The 21005-nt window shown below is 45.5% G+C and carries 17 protein-coding genes; 4 read left to right on the forward strand and 13 right to left on the reverse strand.

Annotated elements, in window-relative coordinates; translation table 11 throughout:
• The 4 genes from CHL1_RS16305 to CHL1_RS16320 form a co-directional block, all read right to left on the reverse strand.
• Positions 1 to 567: an RnfABCDGE type electron transport complex subunit G gene (locus CHL1_RS16305; protein ID WP_250934043.1), complete on the reverse strand. Its 567-nt coding sequence runs from the start codon at positions 565 to 567 to the stop codon at positions 1 to 3.
• Positions 564 to 1562, reverse strand: a complete 999-nt coding sequence (locus CHL1_RS16310) for an RnfABCDGE type electron transport complex subunit D (RefSeq protein ID WP_070370897.1) — start codon at positions 1560 to 1562, stop codon at positions 564 to 566. The genes CHL1_RS16305 and CHL1_RS16310 overlap by 4 nt, the downstream gene beginning before the upstream one ends.
• 5 nt (positions 1563 to 1567) lie before the next feature.
• Positions 1568 to 2896, reverse strand: coding sequence for an electron transport complex subunit RsxC (gene rsxC / locus CHL1_RS16315; protein WP_250934044.1), 1329 nt, complete (start codon positions 2894 to 2896; stop codon positions 1568 to 1570).
• Positions 2897 to 2963: 67 nt separating this feature from the next.
• The gene (locus tag CHL1_RS16320; protein WP_148638174.1) at positions 2964 to 3380 is read right to left on the reverse strand and encodes a SoxR reducing system RseC family protein; all 417 of its coding nucleotides are present in this window, start codon (positions 3378 to 3380) and stop codon (positions 2964 to 2966) included.
• A 738-nt stretch (positions 3381 to 4118) separates the two neighbouring features.
• On the opposite strand from CHL1_RS16320, the gene CHL1_RS16325 reads away from it, so the two are divergent.
• Together CHL1_RS16325 and CHL1_RS16330 are read left to right on the forward strand one after the other, a co-directional pair.
• The gene (locus CHL1_RS16325) at positions 4119 to 4790 is read left to right on the forward strand and encodes a cytochrome c biogenesis CcdA family protein (protein ID WP_250934045.1); all 672 of its coding nucleotides are present in this window, start codon (positions 4119 to 4121) and stop codon (positions 4788 to 4790) included.
• 10 nt (positions 4791 to 4800) lie between these two features.
• The gene (locus CHL1_RS16330; RefSeq protein ID WP_250934046.1) at positions 4801 to 5373 is read left to right on the forward strand and encodes a TlpA family protein disulfide reductase; all 573 of its coding nucleotides are present in this window, start codon (positions 4801 to 4803) and stop codon (positions 5371 to 5373) included.
• Positions 5374 to 5398: 25 nt separating this feature from the next.
• Here CHL1_RS16330 and CHL1_RS16335 read toward each other — a convergent pair whose 3' ends face one another.
• A complete protein-coding gene (locus CHL1_RS16335; RefSeq protein WP_250934047.1) occupies positions 5399 to 6616 on the reverse strand; it encodes a GNAT family N-acetyltransferase in 1218 nt (405 codons plus the stop codon).
• Between the two features lie 107 nt (positions 6617 to 6723).
• Here CHL1_RS16335 and CHL1_RS16340 point away from each other — a divergent pair, with 107 nt between their 5' ends.
• Complete coding sequence (locus CHL1_RS16340) at positions 6724 to 7398, forward strand: Crp/Fnr family transcriptional regulator (protein WP_070370891.1); 675 nt, start codon at positions 6724 to 6726, stop codon at positions 7396 to 7398.
• A 50-nt stretch (positions 7399 to 7448) separates the two neighbouring features.
• Here the strand turns inward: CHL1_RS16340 and trxA are convergent, their stop codons facing one another.
• From trxA to CHL1_RS16380, 8 genes are all read right to left on the reverse strand, one after another.
• Entirely contained in the window at positions 7449 to 7760 is a 312-nt protein-coding gene (gene trxA, locus CHL1_RS16345; protein WP_070370890.1) for a thioredoxin, read from the reverse strand.
• Between the two features lie 118 nt (positions 7761 to 7878).
• Positions 7879 to 8298: a YjdF family protein gene (locus CHL1_RS16350; RefSeq protein ID WP_250934048.1), complete on the reverse strand. Its 420-nt coding sequence runs from the start codon at positions 8296 to 8298 to the stop codon at positions 7879 to 7881.
• Between the two features lie 194 nt (positions 8299 to 8492).
• Entirely contained in the window at positions 8493 to 9278 is a 786-nt protein-coding gene (locus tag CHL1_RS16355; RefSeq protein WP_250934049.1) for an ABC transporter ATP-binding protein, read from the reverse strand.
• Positions 9268 to 10260: an ABC transporter permease gene (locus tag CHL1_RS16360; protein ID WP_250934050.1), complete on the reverse strand. Its 993-nt coding sequence runs from the start codon at positions 10258 to 10260 to the stop codon at positions 9268 to 9270. Before CHL1_RS16360 ends, CHL1_RS16355 begins: the two co-directional genes overlap by 11 nt.
• Before the next feature lies 1 nt (position 10261).
• Positions 10262 to 11983, reverse strand: coding sequence for an ABC transporter ATP-binding protein (locus tag CHL1_RS16365; protein ID WP_250934051.1), 1722 nt, complete (start codon positions 11981 to 11983; stop codon positions 10262 to 10264).
• Positions 11984 to 12148: 165 nt separating this feature from the next.
• A complete protein-coding gene (locus CHL1_RS16370) occupies positions 12149 to 12613 on the reverse strand; it encodes a methylated-DNA--[protein]-cysteine S-methyltransferase (protein ID WP_250934052.1) in 465 nt (154 codons plus the stop codon).
• A gap of 34 nt (positions 12614 to 12647) precedes the next feature.
• Positions 12648 to 13631, reverse strand: a complete 984-nt coding sequence (locus tag CHL1_RS16375) for a linear amide C-N hydrolase (RefSeq protein WP_250934053.1) — start codon at positions 13629 to 13631, stop codon at positions 12648 to 12650.
• 127 nt (positions 13632 to 13758) lie between these two features.
• Complete coding sequence (locus tag CHL1_RS16380; RefSeq protein ID WP_250934054.1) at positions 13759 to 15111, reverse strand: sodium-dependent transporter; 1353 nt, start codon at positions 15109 to 15111, stop codon at positions 13759 to 13761.
• 528 nt (positions 15112 to 15639) lie between these two features.
• Here CHL1_RS16380 and CHL1_RS16385 point away from each other — a divergent pair.
• Positions 15640 to 20622, forward strand: coding sequence for a hypothetical protein (locus tag CHL1_RS16385; protein ID WP_250934055.1), 4983 nt, complete (start codon positions 15640 to 15642; stop codon positions 20620 to 20622).
• Positions 20623 to 21005: the final 383 nt, after the last annotated feature.

Here is a 21005-nt window from a genome sequence, read left to right on the forward strand (position 1 = left end):
TCAGTTCTGTGCCTCCAAGTATTCCATAACTTCTGTCTCGGCTGTCTTCACCCCAGCGGTTACAGCCCGGGACGAAATGGTAGCACCGGTGATAGCCTGGATATTCTCGGTATTGGCTGGATCTTTGGTCACAACCATGGCCGCCGCTGTTTTTCCGTGGAATTGCTTCTTAAACTCATCTTTCGCAACGCCATCGCCCAGTCCCGGGGTTTCGTTGGCCGACAAGATCTGATAGTCAATCTCCTTGCCTTCCGGCGAAACTGCCACCAGCATTTTAATGGTGCCACCATACCCCTTGGTATCGGCCGGGATAACATAGGCGATCGCCGCACCGTTTTTGTTGGCAATAAACCAATCGGTTTTTCCTTCCACCGGGATGAATTTATCCGAATCGGCCACCAGCTGCTGCATCATTTCGGTTTTAGTATTTTCGGTATTCTGCCGGGTGATCGGGGCCGTGAAATAATACGTTATTGCAATAATTGATCCCGAAATAAAGCAAGCAATGGCCAGATTGATAGCGATCTTAAAAATAGAATCGTGTTTGCTTCCATGTTCTACTGTCATTTTGCTTCCCCCCTCAGTCCAAATCGGACTGGCTGAACAAATCGATCTATCAGCGGTGTGATGCTGTTCATTAATAAAATCGAATAGCAAACGCCTTCCGGATAGCCACCCTTTAAGCGAATCAGGACGGTGAGAATCCCGGCCCCTAAGGCAAAAATCACCTGACCTTTAATGGTAATCGGGATGGTTACCATATCGGTGGCCATAAAAAAGGCACCGATGATCAGTCCCCCGGCCATCATATGAAAAAGCGGATCGCCGGTAAAGAGTCCGGCCGGACCAAAGACCCAGGTCAGAATTCCCACCGTTCCCACCATCACCACCGGCACTTGCCAGTTAATGTATTTTTTATAGATTAAAAAGCCTCCGCCCAGTAGCAGCAATACCGTTGACGTTTCGCCAATGCTGCCGTTTCTGGTGCCCAGGAATAAGGCCTGATACATGTCCGGGGCGGAACCAAAGGTCTCAATCAGTTTCTGATAGCCCTGCTGTTTTAAAATATTAAGGGGCGTCGCCGTCGACACCACATCCACCCCGGTGGTCATCTTACTCCACGTTGTCATCGCCACCGGCCAGGAGATCATTAAGGCCGCCCGCCCGATATGGGCCGGATTAAAGATATTAAAACCCAGGCCGCCCATGGCGTGTTTGGCGATGACAATAGCAATAAATGAACCCACAGCTGGCATATAAAAGGGAATCGTCGGCGGCAGACACATGGCCAGCAGCAGTCCGGTTAAACAGGCACTGCCGTCACCGATGGTGATGGTCTTTTTTCTGATTTTCTGGGTCAGATATTCAAATAAAACCGCTGATCCCATCCCAATTAACAGCACAATCAGAACCCGATATCCGAAATTAAAGGCGCTAAACAGGGCTGCCGGCGTCAATGCAATGATCACCGTCCACATTATTTTAGCAATGGACTGATTATCCCGAATATGGGGGGACATCGAAACATTAAATATTTTATCATTCATTGTTGTATCGACCATGATGCTTAACCTCGATTTTCTTTCAATTTTGCAGCTGCATTCTGCGCTTTGCTGTATTTAACATACTGGACAATATTCCGTTTGGCTGGACAGGCAAAAACACAGCTGCCACATTCGGCACAATCAAAAAGTCCGTAATCTGCTTTGGCCTCTTCATAAAGTCCCCGCTCACTTAAAATACTGAGCATACTGGGATTAAGTCCCATCGGACAGGCATTGACGCAGCGGCCACAACGGATGCATGAGGCCTCTTTACCGGTATTGGCTTCTCCTTTGGCAATCGCCAGAATTCCGGATACACCTTTAATAATGGGAATATCAATACTGGGTTCGGCCATCCCCATCATCGGTCCGCCCATGATTATTTTTTCCGGACGGGTTAAGAATCCATCACAAAATTCAATTGCTTCCCGAAACGGAGTGCCGATCCGAACCCTGATGTTTTTCGGATCTTTGATACTGCCGCCGCTGACTGTGGTGACCCGCTCAATCAGCGGAATTCCCTGGGTTACGGCATCACAGATGGCTGCCACCGTGCCGACATTCTGAACCACCACACCGACATCCATCGGCAATCCACCGGAAGGAATAATTCTTCCCGAAACGGCATTGATCAGCATTTTTTCAGCTCCCTGGGGATATTTCGTCGGCAGCGCCACTACTTCCACCGGTAAACCGGAAAAGGCATCAGTCATTTTTTTAATGGCATCTTTTTTATTATCCTCAATTCCCACCAGACATCTTTCCACCCCCAGAACTTTCATGGCGATTTTTACGCCAGTGACAATCCGGGGCCCTTCTTCCAGCATCATCCGATGATCGGCGGTTAAATAGGGTTCGCATTCGGCGGCATTCAAAATCAGTAGATCGACATGCTTGTCTTTTTGCAGGGTTGATTTTACGTGGGTTGGAAAGGTTGCGCCTCCCATCCCGACAATTCCGGCATCACTGATTATTTTTAATAATTGGGCAGCATCCAGTTCTTCCCAATTGCGTGTTAGCGGGAGCCCTTCTTGCCACTTATCTTTGCCATCACTGCTGATGACAACCGCCTCGCATTTTCCAAAGATGGGATGGGGATGACTGCCCACATCGATGACCTGTCCCGATATGGAGGCATGGACATTGCTTGAGACAAAGCCATCGGCTTCGCCAATCACCTGTCCTTTTTTAACCAGATCGCCCTTTTTTACAATCGGCACACTGGCGGCACCAATATGCTGCCGCATCGGAATCACCGCTACCTCCGGTAACGGCGCCGTTTCAATTGGTTTTCCCGCCGTAGCGGATTTGTTGTCTTTGGGATGAACCCCGCCGCGAAATGATTTAATCATTTTTCCACCTCTTTTTTCCTTTGCTACTTTTATTTATGCTACTTTTGGTTTGTCAGACCCGGTTTAACTAATACAGGATTTTGGTGATCACTGGCAGCAGCTTGTCATTCTTTTTTACTGCCTGATCGTAGCGTTTCAGATAGATCACTGCGACAGTGAAGAACACACTTCCGCCGACGATCTGAAACGCCAGCACTGGCTGTCCCAAATTCGTCCCGAGAATGCCACCACCAAGAGCTCCGACAAAAAGTGCCAGCAGTGGTAGCAAATAAACCACAAACGCTGCCCATAACATGTTTGCTTCCTGGATTTCGAAAGCCACCCGTTGACCAACTTTGGCACCAATCAAGTTTTGAGCCTCGACAACCATGGCATTATCGCCGGGGCAAACCCCACAGTTTTCACAATCACCATGGCGACTGGCCTTAACCTTAGCCTTATTTTCACTGGTTTCGATGACAATTCCGGTCTCTTCTCTGCGCATTTCGGTTCACTCCAACATTCTACTCGATTTATTATGAATCCTCGCCAGTTCATTGCATTTAATTCACTTAACAAGCTATTAATAAAACTATTTATTCGAACTTCGGTAAGTGATTCTGCTTTTTTGATCAACTTTCTTCTTATTAAATAAGGCATTCTGGTTTTGCCTTTTTCGGGGCCTCAAATCGAACTTAATTATACATTTAAAAAATTGAATTACAAGGGAAAATATGGAATTTATCCGAGGTTGTCTTTTCCTGTTCACTCCCGGGATCATCGAGTAATAATTAACCATTTTTCACTGCTTTACGAAAATTCATTAAAACGTTTTCTTTAAATCCCGCAATTAAACCAATCATTTAAAATCTGTTCATTTCGGCTTTTTTCTGCGATAGTATAAATATTAACAATCGACTTTTTTCGTAATCATCACCCAGCTGGCTTTGAACGAATTTTTACCCTCAGTATTTCACCTGGTTAATCAAAGCGAAAAAAAGTTTGCGGTTCTTTGGGAAATTTTCGATTTAATTTCGTCATTTATTTAACAAATCATTCCTTTTATTAAGTCATTCGATCCTATTTTTACTAAAACAGCTTTTATTCTTAAGACTTAATTGTCATAATATCGCTAATGTGATCTGGTTACGGAGAAAAAAATAAACTTTTGTTATAATAAAAAAATCATAATTGTTCAATTTTAATTAAAGTTCGCTGATCCCAATCCTTAAAAGGAGGTTTCATGGATTATTTTATTGCCTTTCTGGAAGGCATCATTACCTTTATCTCTCCCTGTCTTTTGCCGATGCTGCCCATTTATATCTCCTATTTTGCTGGCCAAACCCCGGGTGATACTAAGCGTGCCGTTATCATTAATGCCCTGGGCTTTGTACTCGGCTTTACGGTTATTTTTGTTTTGCTCGGTGCTTTTGCCGGAAAGCTTGGCAGTATCCTGATTGAATACAGCACCGTTATTAATGTGGCTGGCGGTATTATCATCATCCTGTTTGGCCTGAATTTTATGGATCTGCTGAACATACCGTTTCTGAACACCAACCGTCAGATGAACCTCAATCATTCGCATCCCGGGTTCTTTTCGGCCCTGCTTTTTGGGATCGTCTTTTCCATCGGATGGACGCCCTGTGTTGGTGCGTTTCTGGGATCGGCCCTGATGATGGCCGCCTCCAGCGGTGATACACTACACGGTATTTTGATGCTGTTTTCGTTTTCCCTTGGCCTGGGGATTCCCTTTATGGTTTCAGCTATTTTGATTGATCGGATGAAATCAACCTTTGATTTTATCAAGCGGCATTATGAGGTCATCTATCGGATTTCCGGCGGGCTGCTGGTTGTCATCGGACTACTGATGGCCACCGGACTGTTGGGAACTTTTCTGTCACTCTTAACCTTTTAAGGAGCTTATTATGACTAAACAAACTAAAACGCTTATCGCCATCGTCGTCTTTGGGGCCTTTCTGGCCATCGTTTATTGGGGTTACACGGCCTTATCACAAAACTTTAAGCCGCAAACACCGGCCGCTAACAGCAACGACACCGGTCAAACCGAAGAACTTCAGACAGCTCCGGATTTTACCGTCTTTGATCAGGATGGCAATCCGGTCAAGCTGTCCGATTTTTCCGGAAAGCCGGTGGTGCTCAACTTCTGGGCCTCCTGGTGCCCACCCTGTAAAAGCGAAATGCCTCATTTCAACACCGTCTATCAGGATCAAAAAGATGCAGTTATCTTTCTGATGATTGATCAGACTGATGGGCAGCGGGAAACAAAAGAAAAGGGACTTCAATACGTCGCCGATCAGGGCTTCGCCTTCCCCGTTTATTTTGATACCAAACTGGAAGCCAGTTCTGCCTATGGCATCTCATCAATTCCCACCACCTTGTTTATTAACCCCGAGGGCAAAATTGTCACCGGTTATCGTGGTGCCATCGATGAAGCGACCCTGCGCTCCGGAATTGAAGCAATCAAAAAAAACGATTGATGCTCATATCAACCGTTTTTTTTATTTAGATATAATCGGAGAAATAAATTTTCTCATTGGCGATGACACTCTCCAGGATCGCCACTGTTTTTTTACTGGCCTCAATCCGTTCAATCTGCTGCAGGTAGGTGGGTCGCTTATAACCCAGCAGCATGCAGGTTAAAATCCCGATTTCTAACTTGACCCGGTTTTCTGAAGGTTCATCAACTAAAACCGGAGCCTGACCGGGGCTGAACTTGACGGTAAAACTGCGATTATTCCATTCCAATACGGTGTCAATAACCTCAAAGGTCACCGCTTCATTGATATCGGTATTGGAAAAGTGATACTGCCTGAAAAAGCCTTCGAAATCCACAATCCGAGCCATAATATAAGGGCGAATGGTTTCTTTCATATCGCTGTCACCAAACAGAAACGAAATGGTATGGTTGTTGTAATTGCTGCCAACCACCTCGTTGATCATCGATTCATGAGCCGCAATATAACCCCACAGCCCTTTGCGGGCCTCCTGATTTAAATAAACCATTTCTTTGACATGGAAGACATCATTTTCGATCAGGTAGACCAGATAGCCCAACGGACGATCATCTTCGCCATAATAAATCGCTACCGTAACATCTTCCACATCCCAGCGCCAGTATTCCTCCCAGACCAGTTCATTGCGAACCAGACAACCGTGGGTCTGCCGGGCAAAGGTGTCATGAAGGGCAATCAGATCGGGGCTGTTTTCACTGACCCGCTTCACCCGTCCCGGTACATCAATATCCCGAGGCAACTGGTGGTCACGGATCTGATAAGTCATCTTATCCGAGACCACCTCCCAGCCTTTATGCCGATAGAGAGGATGGGAATAGGGATATAAAAAGGATATGCACTGGTTGCGTTCATACATCGTTTCCAGACTTTTTTTCATCAGCCCGGACATTAACCCCAGGCCCATGTATTCCGGATAAGTGGCCACGCCGGTAATATAACCCATCTCATAAATGCTGCCACTGATATTGACCTGCAGCGGGTAAACAGCGATCTGGGCCGCCAACCGCTCATCCTCAAACCAGCCGATGACCTCGGCTTTTTCCAGAATCGGAAATTTTGACCGCTTAATCTCATCGTGCTTCCAACCGACTTTTAGCAGCTGTTCATCCGTCACCTGAAAGGCATACCTCAAAATATCATTAAACTGCGTTAAATCCTTGGCTTCCAGCTGCTTTAGATGCAAATCTCTTTTTATCGCTTTATTCATTTGACGCTCCTTAGTGTTATTATTTTATTTTATACCCGAAATATTAAATTAGACTCAATGTCAACTTATGGTATACTAGAAAATATTCGATTAAGCGAGGTATCAATATGCTAAAAGAAAACGATCAGACATTTCTTCAATCCGTTCTGACTTTTTGGGATCATTTAACGCCACAGCAACAGTCACAACTGACTGATAATGCTATCCCCATAAAATACCGCCGGGGTGAAAACATCCATCGTGGCGAAAACGATTGTGTCGGCGTGCTCCTGATTAAAAGCGGTGAATTGCGCACCTATATTTTATCCGAAGACGGCCGGGATATTACCCTTTACCGTCTGGGCCCGGATGAGGTCTGTATCTTATCGGCTTCCTGTGTCCTTGAAAATATCACCTTTGATGTGCATATTGATGCCGAAACGGATTGTGAAGTCCTCCTGATTAAATCCTCGATCTTCCAGCGTATTTGTAATGAAAACATCCATGCCGAGAATTTTTCCTATAAATCGATGATTGACCGTTTTTCGGACGTGATGTGGGCGATGCAGCAGATTCTCTTTATGAGTTTCGATAAGCGGCTGACCATCTTCCTGCTGGATGAGGTGGCCCGTACCGGTTCTACTACCATTGTGATGACCCATGAGCAAATTGCCAAATATGTCGGTTCTGCCCGGGAAGTGGTCTCCCGGATGCTGAAATATTTTGAAAACGAGGGTTATGTGCACCTGTCCCGGGGTAAAATTGAAGTGATTGATAAGGTGCAGTTAAAGGAAATTATTTAACGTCCAAAAAATTAAAAGAGCAACCAATTTCTCGGTTGCTCTTTTTGGGGCTATTGAGCCACTAAATCTAAAATATCCGCTTTGGATTTTGCTCCCACAGATTTCTTCACTACTACCCCACCCTTGACCACTGCCAGGGTCGGGATGCTCATGACCTTAAATTCAGCGGCCAGTTCCTGTTGTTCATCAACGTTTATTTTTCCGACCTTTAAAGTAAAGACCTCATCGGCGATTTCGTCGATGATCGGCGAAACCATCTTGCAGGGGCCACACCAGGGTGCCCAAAAATCGAGTAACACCGGTTTATCGGAATTGATGACTTCCTGTTGAAAATTATCTTTAGTGATTATTACTGCGCTCATATCTTTAATCTCCTTAATCGTTAATTGGTATGTCTTTATTATAACCATTTTAGATTAATACTCCGTAACTTGATCACAGAGTTACAAATTTCTTAAAGTTACTTACGCAAACCCCTGATTAATGCCCCCGATGTTTCTGCTTCTTCTTTTCCTGCCGCAGATCAAATTGGCGTTGCTTTTCTTCCTCGGTTTTCTGGCGGTTAAACGCTTTTCGGATCATCTTCTTATTTTCCTGCTCTTCTTTTAATGCCTGCTGCGCCTTGGTTCCAATGCTTTTTGCGGCCATTTGACGATTGATATCCCGCCTCATCCGCTTGGGATTGATCCGCTTCTCGGGCGCTTTTTCATCAGCAATCGGCTGACTAAATTGGAGCCGGTTATAATTTTTAAGCAGAAATTCATAGATTTCCCCGTCTTTGGGTTCCGCTCCGAACGTCACCTTGGCCACTTTCAGAGTTTCGCCATCTGCGCTTTCAAAGACGCCCACCCAGAAGGGGTCGTCAAAAAAAACCGTCAACTTGCCAGTTACTTTGTCCATATTCAATTCCTCCTAGAAAATAGTGACAAAGAACGGACAACCTTAGGAGGCAGGTTACTGACAGGATGATCCTGCGTCTGGACTACCAACCAGAACTGTGTTTTTATCTTTGCTTTTATTATAACACGATGACCGGATTGATCAAGTTATCTCATCTGTTAATTTAAGATCAAATTCCATCCACAATGTTTCTATCACTCAAACTGCGCCTGATACATCTGCCAATAATGCCCCTGCCGTTTCATCAGTTCTTCATGGGTGCCCTGTTCCACCACATCGCCTTGATCCACCACCAGAATCAGATCAGCGTTCTGGATGGTGGAGAGCCGGTGGGCGATGACAAAACAGGTTTTATCTTTCATCAGCTGACGCATGGCTTCCTGAATCTTTTTTTCGGTACGGGTATCAACGTTGGAGGTGGCCTCATCGAGGATCAGCATCTTGGCGTCCAGCAACATCGCCCGGGCGATGGTTAAAAGCTGTTTCTGACCCTTGGAAATATTGGTACCGTCATCACTTAAAATGGTATCGTAACCCTGAGGCAGATGTGCAATGAACGAATGAATACGGGCCGCTTTGGCCGCCTGGATTACCTCTGCCATGGTGGCATTTTCTTTGCCGTAGGTCAGGTTTTCATAGATCGTGCCATGAAAAAGCCAGGTATCCTGAAGCACCATGGCAAAGGATTTTCGCAGGCTGTCCCGGGTCAGCTCCTGAACCGCATTGCCATCCACATAGATATTACCGGCTTGGGTATCGTAAAAGCGCATCAGCAGATTGATAATCGTGGTTTTCCCGGCCCCGGTGGGGCCGACAATGGCAATCAGCTTGCCCGCTTCGGCCTGCAGACTTAAGTTTCTGATGATCACCTGATTGGCATCATAGCTGAAGCGGACATCCTTAAGCACAATATCACCCTTGACACTGGTTAGGTCGATCATCGTATCGGTATCCCTGGCCTCAGACAGTTCATTTAACAAGGCAAAAACCCGCTCGGTCAGCCGCTAACGATGACTGCAGGTCATTCATGATGTTGGCCATTTCATTTATCGGCCCGGAAAATTTGCGGGAGTACAACACAAAGGACGAAATCTGCCCAATCGACATCGATCCCGCCAGATATAACAGCGCCCCAAAGACACTGATACAGGCCAGCGAGACATTATTGATAAAATTAATGGTCGGATAAATCATGCTGCCATAATATTCGGCGTTATAATAGGCATCCACCGCCTGTTTGTTTTTGATGTTGAATTTCTCAATGGTATGCTCTTCCTGATCATAAATCTTTAAGGTCTTCTGACCCGATACCATTTCCTCCACAAAGCCATTAAGCTCCCCCAGCTTGCGGGAACGTCTGCTAAACAGCGGCCGGGTCTTTTTAACCAGATAACGGGACATCAAGATTGACGCCGGTACCGTAAAAGCAAAAATCAGCACCAGTTGGGGAGAAATCGCCAGCATCATCAAAAAGGAGCCCAACACGGTGATCACCGCTGAGGATACCTGAATCAGATCACTGGAAATGGAGCTGTTGACCGTATCAATGTCATAGGTGATCCGGCTGATGACATCCCCAGTCTGATGGACATCAAAATAACCCACCGGCAGATCCATCAGCTTATTAAAGACATCCTTGCGCATGGCAAAGGTTACCTGACGACTGATCCGGATCATCAGCACTTCCAGAACATAGGTCAGTCCGGCTGAGCCGATATAAAAAACCACCATCCAGCCAGCGTAGTAAAATACCTGACTAAAATCAACCCGACCCGTACCCAGCTCAATGGCATCAATGGCGTAACCAGAAAGTAGCGGCCCCACCAACGCCAGTAGATTACTGCCGATGGTTAAGACGATGGCCGCCAGCAGTTGCCATTTATAGCGCATCAGATAGCCCCCCAACTGGATCAGGGTACCCTTACGGTTTTGCGGTTTTTCAAATTTTTGTGATCGTCGCATCTCAGGACACCCCCATCTGGGAATGGCTGATTTCCCGATAAATTTCGCAGCTCTTCATTAAATGCTTATGCTTACCATAGCCAATGGCCACACCATCTTCCAGCACCAGAATGTGATCGGCGTGTTTAATGGAGCTGATCCGCTGCGCGACAATAATAATGGTGGTGTCGTCAAAGTTTTCTTTTATCGCCTTGCGAAAAGCGGCATCGGTTTGATAATCCAGGGCGCTTGATGCGTCATCCAGCACCAATATTTCCGGGCTGGCTGCCAGCGCCCGGGCAATCAGAATCCGCTGTTTCTGACCACCGCTGAGATTGGCCCCTTTAATGGTTAACTGCTCGCCGGATTTATCCGCTTTTTCATCCACAAATGCTTTGGCACCGGCGCAGACGATTGCCTTTTTTATGGCTTCTTTTGAGAGATTGCGGCCCAGATCGATGTTCTCCTCAATGGTGGCTTCAAAAATCATATCATTCTGAAAGACCACCCCGAATTTTTGATGTAATTCCCGGGGATCGATGGACCGGATATCCCGACCAGCTATTGAGATTTTTCCCTCATCCACATCATAAAGCCGCATCAGCAGATTTAACAGGGTCGTTTTTCCAGCCCCGGTTTCACCAATGATTCCCAGGGTTTCGCCCTTTTTCAGGGTAAACGAAATATTGGTCAGATTGGGTTCTTCTTTGTTGTAGGAAAAGGTGACATTTTGAAATGCCACAAAGGCATCATCTTTTACAGTTTCCCCATCTTCGGTCACTTCCTGAACTGCCAAAATATCCACACTATCCAGGGCCTGGGTGATCCGGTCGGCTGAAGCCGTAGCCTTTGGCCACATCTCAAACAATTTGGAAAGCGCCAAAACAGCATGCAGAATAATCGTGAAATAGGTCATAAAGGCCAGGATGATACCCACTTCCGAGGTGCCGTTATTGACGCCATAGGCTCCCACCACCACCACCGATACCAAACCCAAATTGAGACAGATATTCATGGCCGGAGAAATCACCGCCACCGTCATCCGGGCTTTTTTCTCCCGGTTCACCACATCGGTATTAATGGTATCAAAGCGGTTTTTCTCATAGTCGGTTTTGGACAGTGCTTTGATGACCCGGATCCCGTTGATGTCTTCTCTGACCACTCGGACAAAGCCATCCAAGGCCTGTTGCAGTCCGGCAAACAGTGGCATGCTTTTTCGGGAAACCAGGATGATAATCAGCATCATGACCGGCATAATCCCGATTAGTACCATTGCCAGCCCGGGATCCAGGGTCATTGTGATGATGATGCCGCCGACTAGCATAATCGGGGCCCGCACCCCCAACCGCTGAATCCGGATGATCATCTGATGAACAATGTAGGTATCGGCGGTTAACCTGGAAATCACCGACGGCTTCGTCAGGCTATCCATCTGATGATTGGAAAAATAGATCACCCGGGCAAACAGGTCGTGACGGATTATTTCGGTGGCATCACTGGCCACCCGGGCGGCCATCCGATTGGCAATGATGTTAAAGACCATTCCAATGATGGCACAGACCACCATTACCCCACCCCAATAAAAAATCGGAGCTTTTTGATTTAAGGGAATGACCTGGTCAATAATCAAGGCCAGAATTGAGGGAATAATCAGATCCATGATCGATCCGGTAAATTTAAAAAATACGCCAATCGCCATCCGGCCATAGAAAGGTCTTAAATATTCGGTGATAATTTTTTTCACAAGGCACCCCCTTCCGTTGTCATCATTTGTCTGCTGTGGTTTTTAAAAAATTAACTCTCTTTAATTTTACCGTTTTTTTCTGATTTATCCAGTCCTTTTTATCTTTATCAACGACCGCTCTCATAAAAAAAGCAACCTCCGCTTAAGAGATTGCTTCCTGTTTTGCTATTTCATCTGATTTTCCAGCGTCAACAATTTTTGTTTAATATCCAGTCCGCCGCCATAGCCCACCAGACTGCCATTGGCCCCAATGACCCGGTGACAGGGAATGATGATGGCAATGGGGTTCTTGTTGTTGGCCCCCCCCACCGCCCGGCAGGCTTTGTCATTGCCGATGGCCCGGGCAATCTGCTGGTAACTACAGACTTCGCCGTAGGGAATATCCTGAAGAGCTTTCCAGACCTTTTGCTGAAAGTCGGTACCCTGCGGACAAAGCGGCAAATCAAAGCTTTGGCGTTTCCCCTGCAGATACTGCGCCACTTGCTGGCTGGCTTCTTTTAGCAATGGTGTCTCCTGATGATTGACCTGGTCCGGCAACGCTTTTTCAAAACTTAAGCCGGTAATGGCTTGGCCGTTTTCAATGATTACGATTTTCCCCAAGGGGGTTTGATAACAAAAACCATTTTCCATCACGTTCACCTTTTGCCTCAATCATCCTATTCATTTAATTCAATTGCCGGTATTGCTGTTTTTGCATCATTTCCCAGACCTTTGGTTCTTTGGCATCAAGATCTTCATTAAACAGGCAGGCCCGGCCGATCTGGTTATTGTCGTAGGTTTTGAAATAATAGGTGCCGGTATTACAGACCATGCAGGCCGTATACTGGGTAAAATCGATGCCCTCATCGGTGATCACACTACCCTTGGGAATATCGACTGATGCCAAAATGTGAAAAGCGGCGTTAATACACTCTTCTTCGGTTTCGATGGGATTAATGGCCTCCCGACCAAACAGGGCCCGTAAAAACCGCGATGGCGGGGTGTAATCTCCCGGCAGACCAACACTTCCGGAACCACCGCCAAAGGGACTAAAGGTCAGGCCATTTAACTGAATCGAACCGGTTTTATTGGGCGAAACCCCAATATAATTGCGGATATTGGTTAAATGCCAATTAAAATCCGGACTGTTGGTCATCACCCCCAGGGGGTTGTCATGGATCACAATGCCCTCTTTCATCGGTTCAATCACCAGGGTTCGACCGGTTTTATCGGTAATGATCCAGTGTAACGGGGTAATGACGTTCATCATCTTAAGGGGTGTACTGACAATATTGAGCTGCGGAATCGCCGCCTTGACTTCTTCAAGGGTTGCGAAGTTGGTCAGCAGCCAGCCGACAATTTCGTGAGGCGCCAGATTAATGCGACCCGGAATGACCGCATCGCTATACTCGGCATAGCCCGGGAAATATAAGCTGGCGCAGGCCAGTCCGGCTTCATTGAGGCCATCGGCAAAAAGATAGGTGCCCAAATTTCGACCGATACCCATCATCGCATACTTGACCGCTCTTGGGGTTTGATCCACCTCCGATTCAAGCAAAAACTTCCTCGGCACACAGATCAGCTCCGGATCCAGTAAAAAAGCAAAATCCATGGTTCTGGCCAACGTATTAATCTGGTTTGTTGTCATCAGAGTAAGGCTTGTACACATTAAGAATTACCTTCTTTCTACTTTTTAACCATTATATCTGTTTTTTTAGAAATAGTAAATCATTAAGAAAGCTAATTAATAAAGGTCACCGCTTCGCCTAAAACCGCTGTTGTGGCTGTGATGGTATTTAGTATTTTATCAAGCCCATGGCCTCCAAAATTGAACTGATCAGAATTGCAACAATACAAAGTGGGGCGATATATTTAACCATAACAATAAACAACTTTTCCCGTTTAAAGGGTGAGGACAGCTTGACCTCGTCGGTGATGATCTTTGTTTCCAGCACATGACCCACCAGGATACAGGTGAAAAAGGCCCCAATCGGCATCAGTACGGAGTTCGTAATGAAATCGAAAAAGTCCAGAAAATTAAAGCCAAAAATGAGCACCTCGCTCCAGACTCCCTGTCCCAAAGAAGAGGGTATCCCAATCAGGATTGCCAGCACCGTAACTATCAGCACCCCTTTTTTGCGTTCCCACTTAAACTGATCACAGACTGTTGCCACCACGGCTTCCATTAAAGAAATCGAAGAGGTCAGCGCCGCAAACAATACCAGCAGAAAGAAAACGCCGCCCATCACATTGCCAAAGCCCATCGTTTCAAATACCTTGGGCAGGGTGACAAACATTAAACCGGGGCCCTTATTAAGCGCTGTCGGATCACCACCGGAGAAAGCAAAAACCGCCGGAATGATCATAAAGCCCGCCAGAATGGCAATCCCGGCATCAAACAGCTCAATTTGCTTAACCGATGTTTCCAGGTCATCTTTTTTGCTGAGATAGGAACCATAGGTGACCATAATCCCCATGGCCAGCGACAGCGAGTAAAACATTTGGCCCATGGCGGCCAAGACTGCCTGAAAACTGAAATTAGCCAAGTCCGGATACAGAAAATACCAGACCCCGGCCATCGCCCCAGGCTGCATGATTGAATAAATTGATAAAAAAACCGATAAGACAATCAATATTGGCATTAAGATCTTACTGGCTTTCTCGATGCCATCCTTAACCCCGCGGATCACCACAAAGGTGGTGGCCAGAACAAAAATAGCCTGCCAGATAATCGGCTCAAATGGCCTGGCGATATAGCTTGAAAAATAATCGGCGCCGGTGGTGGTCATTCCGCCACCGGTTACAAAAACTAAAAAATATTTGATTACCCAGCCCCCGATTACACTGTAATAAGGCAAAATCAAAAATGCCACCAGAGAGGCAATCACCCCCACAAAACCAAACCGTTTATCCAGGGCCCGATAAGCACCCATGGGGCTCAGCTGCGCTTTACGGCCAATTGCCAACTCAGCCGTCATGATTGTAAAACCCAGGGTCAAGACAAAAATCAGGTAGATGACCAGAAACAGACCACCCCCATATTTGGCCGCCAAATATGGAAACCGCCAGATATTCCCCAGCCCCACTGCCGAGCCGGCAGCTGCCAGCACAAAACCTATTTTACTTGAAAACTCACTTCGTTTATCCACACAATTCCTCCAACCGTTTCGATCGCAAATTTATTTTTGCTTCTTTACGCTTTTTTGTCCGCTATTCCCGAACAAATTCGCACCTTTACTATTTTAACCGTTTTGACATTTTTTGCCACTACTTTTTGTAAACATCTCAAAAAAACTCTTTTTGAACATCCTAAGCAATGGTAAATCTCCACCATCAATACGATCGTAGCTTGCCGATCATCCCATTAAAAATTTATCGCTCGGTATCCTTTACATAAGTAAAGATGTTCAATATTCAATCTCTATTGAGTTCAATTTTTCAAAAAGCAAAAATAATGTGGCACACAAAACGCCACACGTTGTTTTGAATTAAATACTATGTTAACATGCTTTCAATCACTTACTTCAGGAAAAAAGACATAAAATCAAAATAAATTACAATGAAGGAGGTTAATTAAGTAAGCCTATCAAAAATTATGTGTATCAGACAGAATTGGCACTCAAGTTTGTTATCCACTCCAATAATCTGAAATGTGAAAGGACAATTGTGAAAAAACGATGGAAAAGAAATTAAAGCGTAAAATTACTTCAGGAATGTTAATATTGGTAATGATTCTATTAATTTTTTTCTCCACTGGTGTGTTCGCTGCCAACGAGGAGGCAGACAATACCACCACGGAGGAAATTGGGGTAGCCTATCGGGGCCATGTCCAAAACCAGGGAAATACGCCTAAACCTGAGGGCACCATGGTATCCGGGCCAGAAGCCTTGGGAACCAGAGGTCAGAGTCTCCGGGTCGAAGGTTTCTGGATTGAGCTCACCGGCAATGTGCCAGAGGGGGCCAATATTGTTTACGAGGTTCATGTCCAGAATGAAGGTTGGATGACCCCGGTCAAGAACGGTACTTTTGCCGGTACCACCGGCAAAAGCCAGCGAGTCGAATCCATCAAAATTCATCTTGAGAATTTACCCGGTTATGATGTCTATTACCGTGGTCATGTCCAAAATGTGGGAAATATTCCCATGGCTGACAGCGAATGGGGTTGGCAGAAAAATGGCGAAGAACTTGGCACCACCGGCTCAAGTCTCCGCCTGGAAGAACTCCAGGTAAAACTCGTCAAGCAGCCCAGCACGACCACAACCTATGAAAAGGCTGGTACCTTCGGACCAGAAATGGGAGTCGATATCATTGAGAACGATGTCACCATTAACACTCCCGATGTCGTCTTACAAAACCTGCATATTAAAGGGAACCTGACCATCGGCGAAGGTGTTGGCGAAGGTGATGTGACCTTGAACAACATTATCGTCGATGGAGAAACCTATATCCGGGGTGGTGGCAAGAACAGCATCCATATTAATGGTGGTGAATACAATAAAATCACCATACAGCAAACATCCAGTGGGCAGGTGCGCATTGTCGCTACCGATGCAACCGGTCTGGAGGTTGTTGTGTCGGAAGATGCCACCGGTGAAGACATCATCCTGGAAGGTGCCTTTGAGAATGTCCAGATCGATGCTCCAGATGTGAAGATTTCCACTCAGGGTGATACATCCATAAAAGAAATGGTGGTCGCTGAAAAAGCGAAAGGCTCCGAGATTACCTTAGACGAAAAAACCACGGTAGCCAATCTTGATCTAAACGCCAGCGTTGAGATGAAAGGCGAAGGAACCATTGAAAAGGCCAATGTCAATTCAGATAATGTTACCTTCGAACAAAAACCTAAAGAAGAAGTGATTGCCCCGGAAGTAAAGATCCCGCCAGTGGTGACCCCACCGGAACCGCCAAAACCAACACCAACGCCCTCCGGACCTTCGGCTGAGGATCTGCTGGTAGCCGAATATAACAATGCGAAAAGCATCAATGCCATTGTGATGCTACTCTATGATAATCGTTTGGGCCTTGATCTTAAAGGATATACCAACCTTGACTTCCAGGAACAATGTGTTGTCGGGCAGACCCTTCTTGACAAGAATGGTTTTGTAAATAAAGCGGCCCTTCAGGCGGCAGTAACCGGGGGAATCAAGCTTGCCCAAGATGATGCTCAGGCCAACGCTTATATGAAAGCGGTATTTTCCTATACACCTGAATTGAGTGTCCAAGACCAAACCTGGACCATTTCGTATCCCGAACAGTTAACCAATACTCAACAAAGCCTTTTGAGCGGCTTATATGCAGATTTGATCATTATTCTTGATAAGCCTTTGACCGACGGTGAAGCCCTTGATTTAGCGGTAAACGGCACGACCAAACAATTAACAAACAAAAATCTTGTCGGCCAGGAAATCCAGCTGTCGAAACTGCTGGGGCGTAACCTGGGTGCTGAGGATCTGGTTCAAAATCAGAAGTCGACAGTTACCGTTACCGTCAAAGACGTCAGCACAAAAATCGAACGGTCCATTTCCATTTGCCCAATCACCACCAAAAATGGCGAGGAGTATTTTAAGAATTTTACCAACGCCTGCGCAATTCAGCTATCACCTTTCTGGTTAAAGGCTTATGCCGATTCGGTCGTAATTGATTGCCAGGATTCTGAATTCCTCTTTAACTATTCTGGTAATTTAACCGAAATCCAAAAACAAGCCCTGTCTGATTATTATGCTGATACGATTATTCAACTTAATCGTCCGTTAGGCACAAACGAATCCATCAAAGTATCCGCTCTGGGAAAAGAAGCGACTTTAACCAGCAATACCATTATGGATAATGAATGGAAAACCGAAATCCGCTTATCTAAATTACTTGGCATCCGTTTCGACTCAACCAATCTGGCTATTAATCAAAAGGGTACCCAGCAGGTTAGTTTAACCGATCTCAACTTAACTCAAAGCAATGGCATATCCGTTAATGCCGTTCTGGCCAAAACCACTGGTAGTCCCCTCTACACTGGCAGAGGCTACGGTTGTTCGCTTTATCCAAACTGGATGGACGAATACATGAGCTCGGTTTCGACGTCCACTGAAAACTCAAAAATAGTTGTCAGTTATGACGGAAATTTATCGTCTTCAACAAAGACCAGCTTAAAGGATTATAAAGCCGATGTTATGCTCAGTCTTAGCCGTGACCTTGAAGAAGGCGAAACCGTTACGGTTTCAGCTTTGAATAAGACCGTGACCCTGACGAATGAAAATTATAACCACCTACTATCCGAACTAACCGGCGTCACCCAGGAAGCTGCAAACAAATCTGGTGATGATCCCATTGAGTTTACGGCTGTTGGTTTAAAGCACAATCTCAACATTTATGCCAACCCGGTTCTCGTTAACAGCAATGAAACAGTCTATCTCAATAACGGGACCACTTTGCCGCTTTATCAGCCAAGCTTTAAAGCCTACAGTGACAGCATCGCTTTAATCTCCACCGACAATAAATTTTTAGTGACTTACAAAGGCGGCCTTTCTGCCGATGACCTGAAAACACTGGATGGCTATTATGCTGATGCGATGATTTATCTGGACAGAGCCCTCGGGGAAAATGAAACAGTAACCATCACGGCTTTTTCCCGAGAAATTGTCATCTCCAAAGCATCCCCGGCAGAAGACAGCTATAAACAATCCTATCGATTGTCAAAACTTCTGGAACTTGAATTGGGTGATGCCAATCTGGCGGCAAAGCAGACGGGCTCATTTGAGGTTGCCATCATCGAAAATACCCTTGAAAAACAGCTCACTGTATCAGCCGACGCCATTCTCGTAAAGAATAATACGGTTGAATCTTTAAATAACAGTATCGGCATGACAATTACCCCACCCAGTTTTACATCCTATGAAAACTCCGTAATGATCAATTCAGACAATACTGAAAGCTTTACCATTAGCCATCAAGGGGGCTTGTCTCCGGATGATGCCAAAAATCTGGCTGGTCTTTACGGCGATACGGTGATTATGTTCCAACGAACCATGCAATTTGGTGAGTCAATCAAGATTAGTGCTTACGGCAAAGAAGCTGTCATCACCAGTACGACACTTAGAAAATGGTCTGATTCCCGTATTGGTTTAACTGAATTATTGGGTATTGCCCCTGATCAGGCGCCGCTGGCCACATCACAAGGAAATGACATCAAAATCAGTTTTTCTGAAGCAAACCTAAAATCACCAATGAGTGTTTCGGCCTTTAATGGCCTGATTAAAGCCGATGGTACCTGGTTGTACCGTGCCAGTAGTGGGATTGGTTTTAATATTTGTCCACCATTTATGGAGGCCTACACCAACAATATCAACCTGGAAAGTGATGCAAATAAAATCTCGGTCACTTACCTGGATAAATTGACTCAAAACGATAAACTGGCACTCGACGGCTATTATTCCGACGCGATGATTAACCTGAGTCGACCACTGGTTGACGATGAAGCCGTAACCATCAATGCTTTTGGAAGCCCTGTAACCGTAGACCGATCAAAAATTACCGATAACAACGGCACCCAAATCAGATTGTCTGACTTGCTGGGTCTCACCCTTGGTGCAAATCAATTGGCGGCTAATCAAACCGGCGGATTTGAAATTAGCGTAACCAACAATAGCCTGAAATCGAATTTAACGATTACCGCTGAGGCTATTCTTACAAAGAATGATGACCTTCATTATATGAAAAAATATGCCACCCTTGAACTTCAATCTGAGATTTTTGAAACCGCCGTTGCTGCTTATAGCAAGTCATTGTCGGTAACCACTGTGGACAATCAATTTAAAGTTACTTATGAGGGAAATCTAAGCGAAGTTGATAAGGCTGGTCTCAATGGTTTTTATGCGAATGCCTTTATTTATCTGAACCGTTCATTGGTTGCCGGGGAAGAGGTCACTGTTAACGCTTTTGGTCAAAACTTGACCGTCAACAGCAGCATGATCAAAGAATCCGAAGGTAATCGAATCAGACTGTCTCAACTGCTGGGCCTAACTCTCGGTGAGGATCAGTTAGCAGCTAATCAAAAAGGAGGATTTGACATCACGGTTACCGACAAAAGCCTGAAATCAGAACTTATCGTAACCGCAGAAAGCATCCTGGTGAAAGGCGATGAGATTCGGGGTCTCCAGGAAAAAATGGTTTCAATGCTTATCAACTCACAGGCTTTTGAAAATGCTGTTGCCTCATATACGGAATCCATCAAAGTGGAGGCCGCCGATACCACTTTCAAAGTCTCTTATGCCGGAAATTTAAGTGAAGCCGACAAAAACGGCTTGAACGGTTATTACGCCAACGCCTGGATTTGTTTATCACGACCTTTACAAACGGGTGAAGAAATCCTTGTACATGCCTTTGATCGAGACATTCCGGTAAACTGCAGCACCTTTATCGATGAAACCGGGCAATACATTAATTTGTCGAACCTGCTTGGCATCAATCTGGATGACGCCCAATTGGCGGCAAATCAGCAAGGAACCTTTGAAATCAAAGTGACTGATCAAAGCCTGAAATCGGAGGTATCGATTAGCGCTTTTGCCTGCCTGACAAAAGGTGATGCCCGGCGCATGCTTGCCGGCTCACAAACTGCGGCAGCCATCACTTTAGGTGCCAGCCAATCACCTGCAATTATTGAACCATAACTAAGCAACCTATAATAACAGCAAAAGAGTCGGTTATTCTAACAGAATCTCGACTCTTTTTTTTATAGGCATTCTCTCCGTTGGCAGAGTTGATCATAAACCGTCTTCCCCTGCTAATGCTTCATCTAACACAAACCGTTTCGATCGCAAATTTCTTTTTGCATCTTTTACGCTTTTTTGTCCGCCATCCCGAACAAATTCGCGCCTTTACTATTTTAGCCGTTTTGATATTTTTTGCCACTACTTTTTGTCGCCACTGCAAAAAAACCTTGGTATAACACTTTTTGATCCACAAACCCAGCGAATCGGCCGATTTTAATTGCTCTGACTAACTGGTTGTATTATACTAATCTTATAATCGTTTTAGTCAGTCTTTTTGCCAC

Source organism: Acetobacterium wieringae, assembly GCF_023700225.1.
GTDB classification, from domain to species: Bacteria; Bacillota; Clostridia; order Eubacteriales; family Eubacteriaceae; genus Acetobacterium; species Acetobacterium wieringae.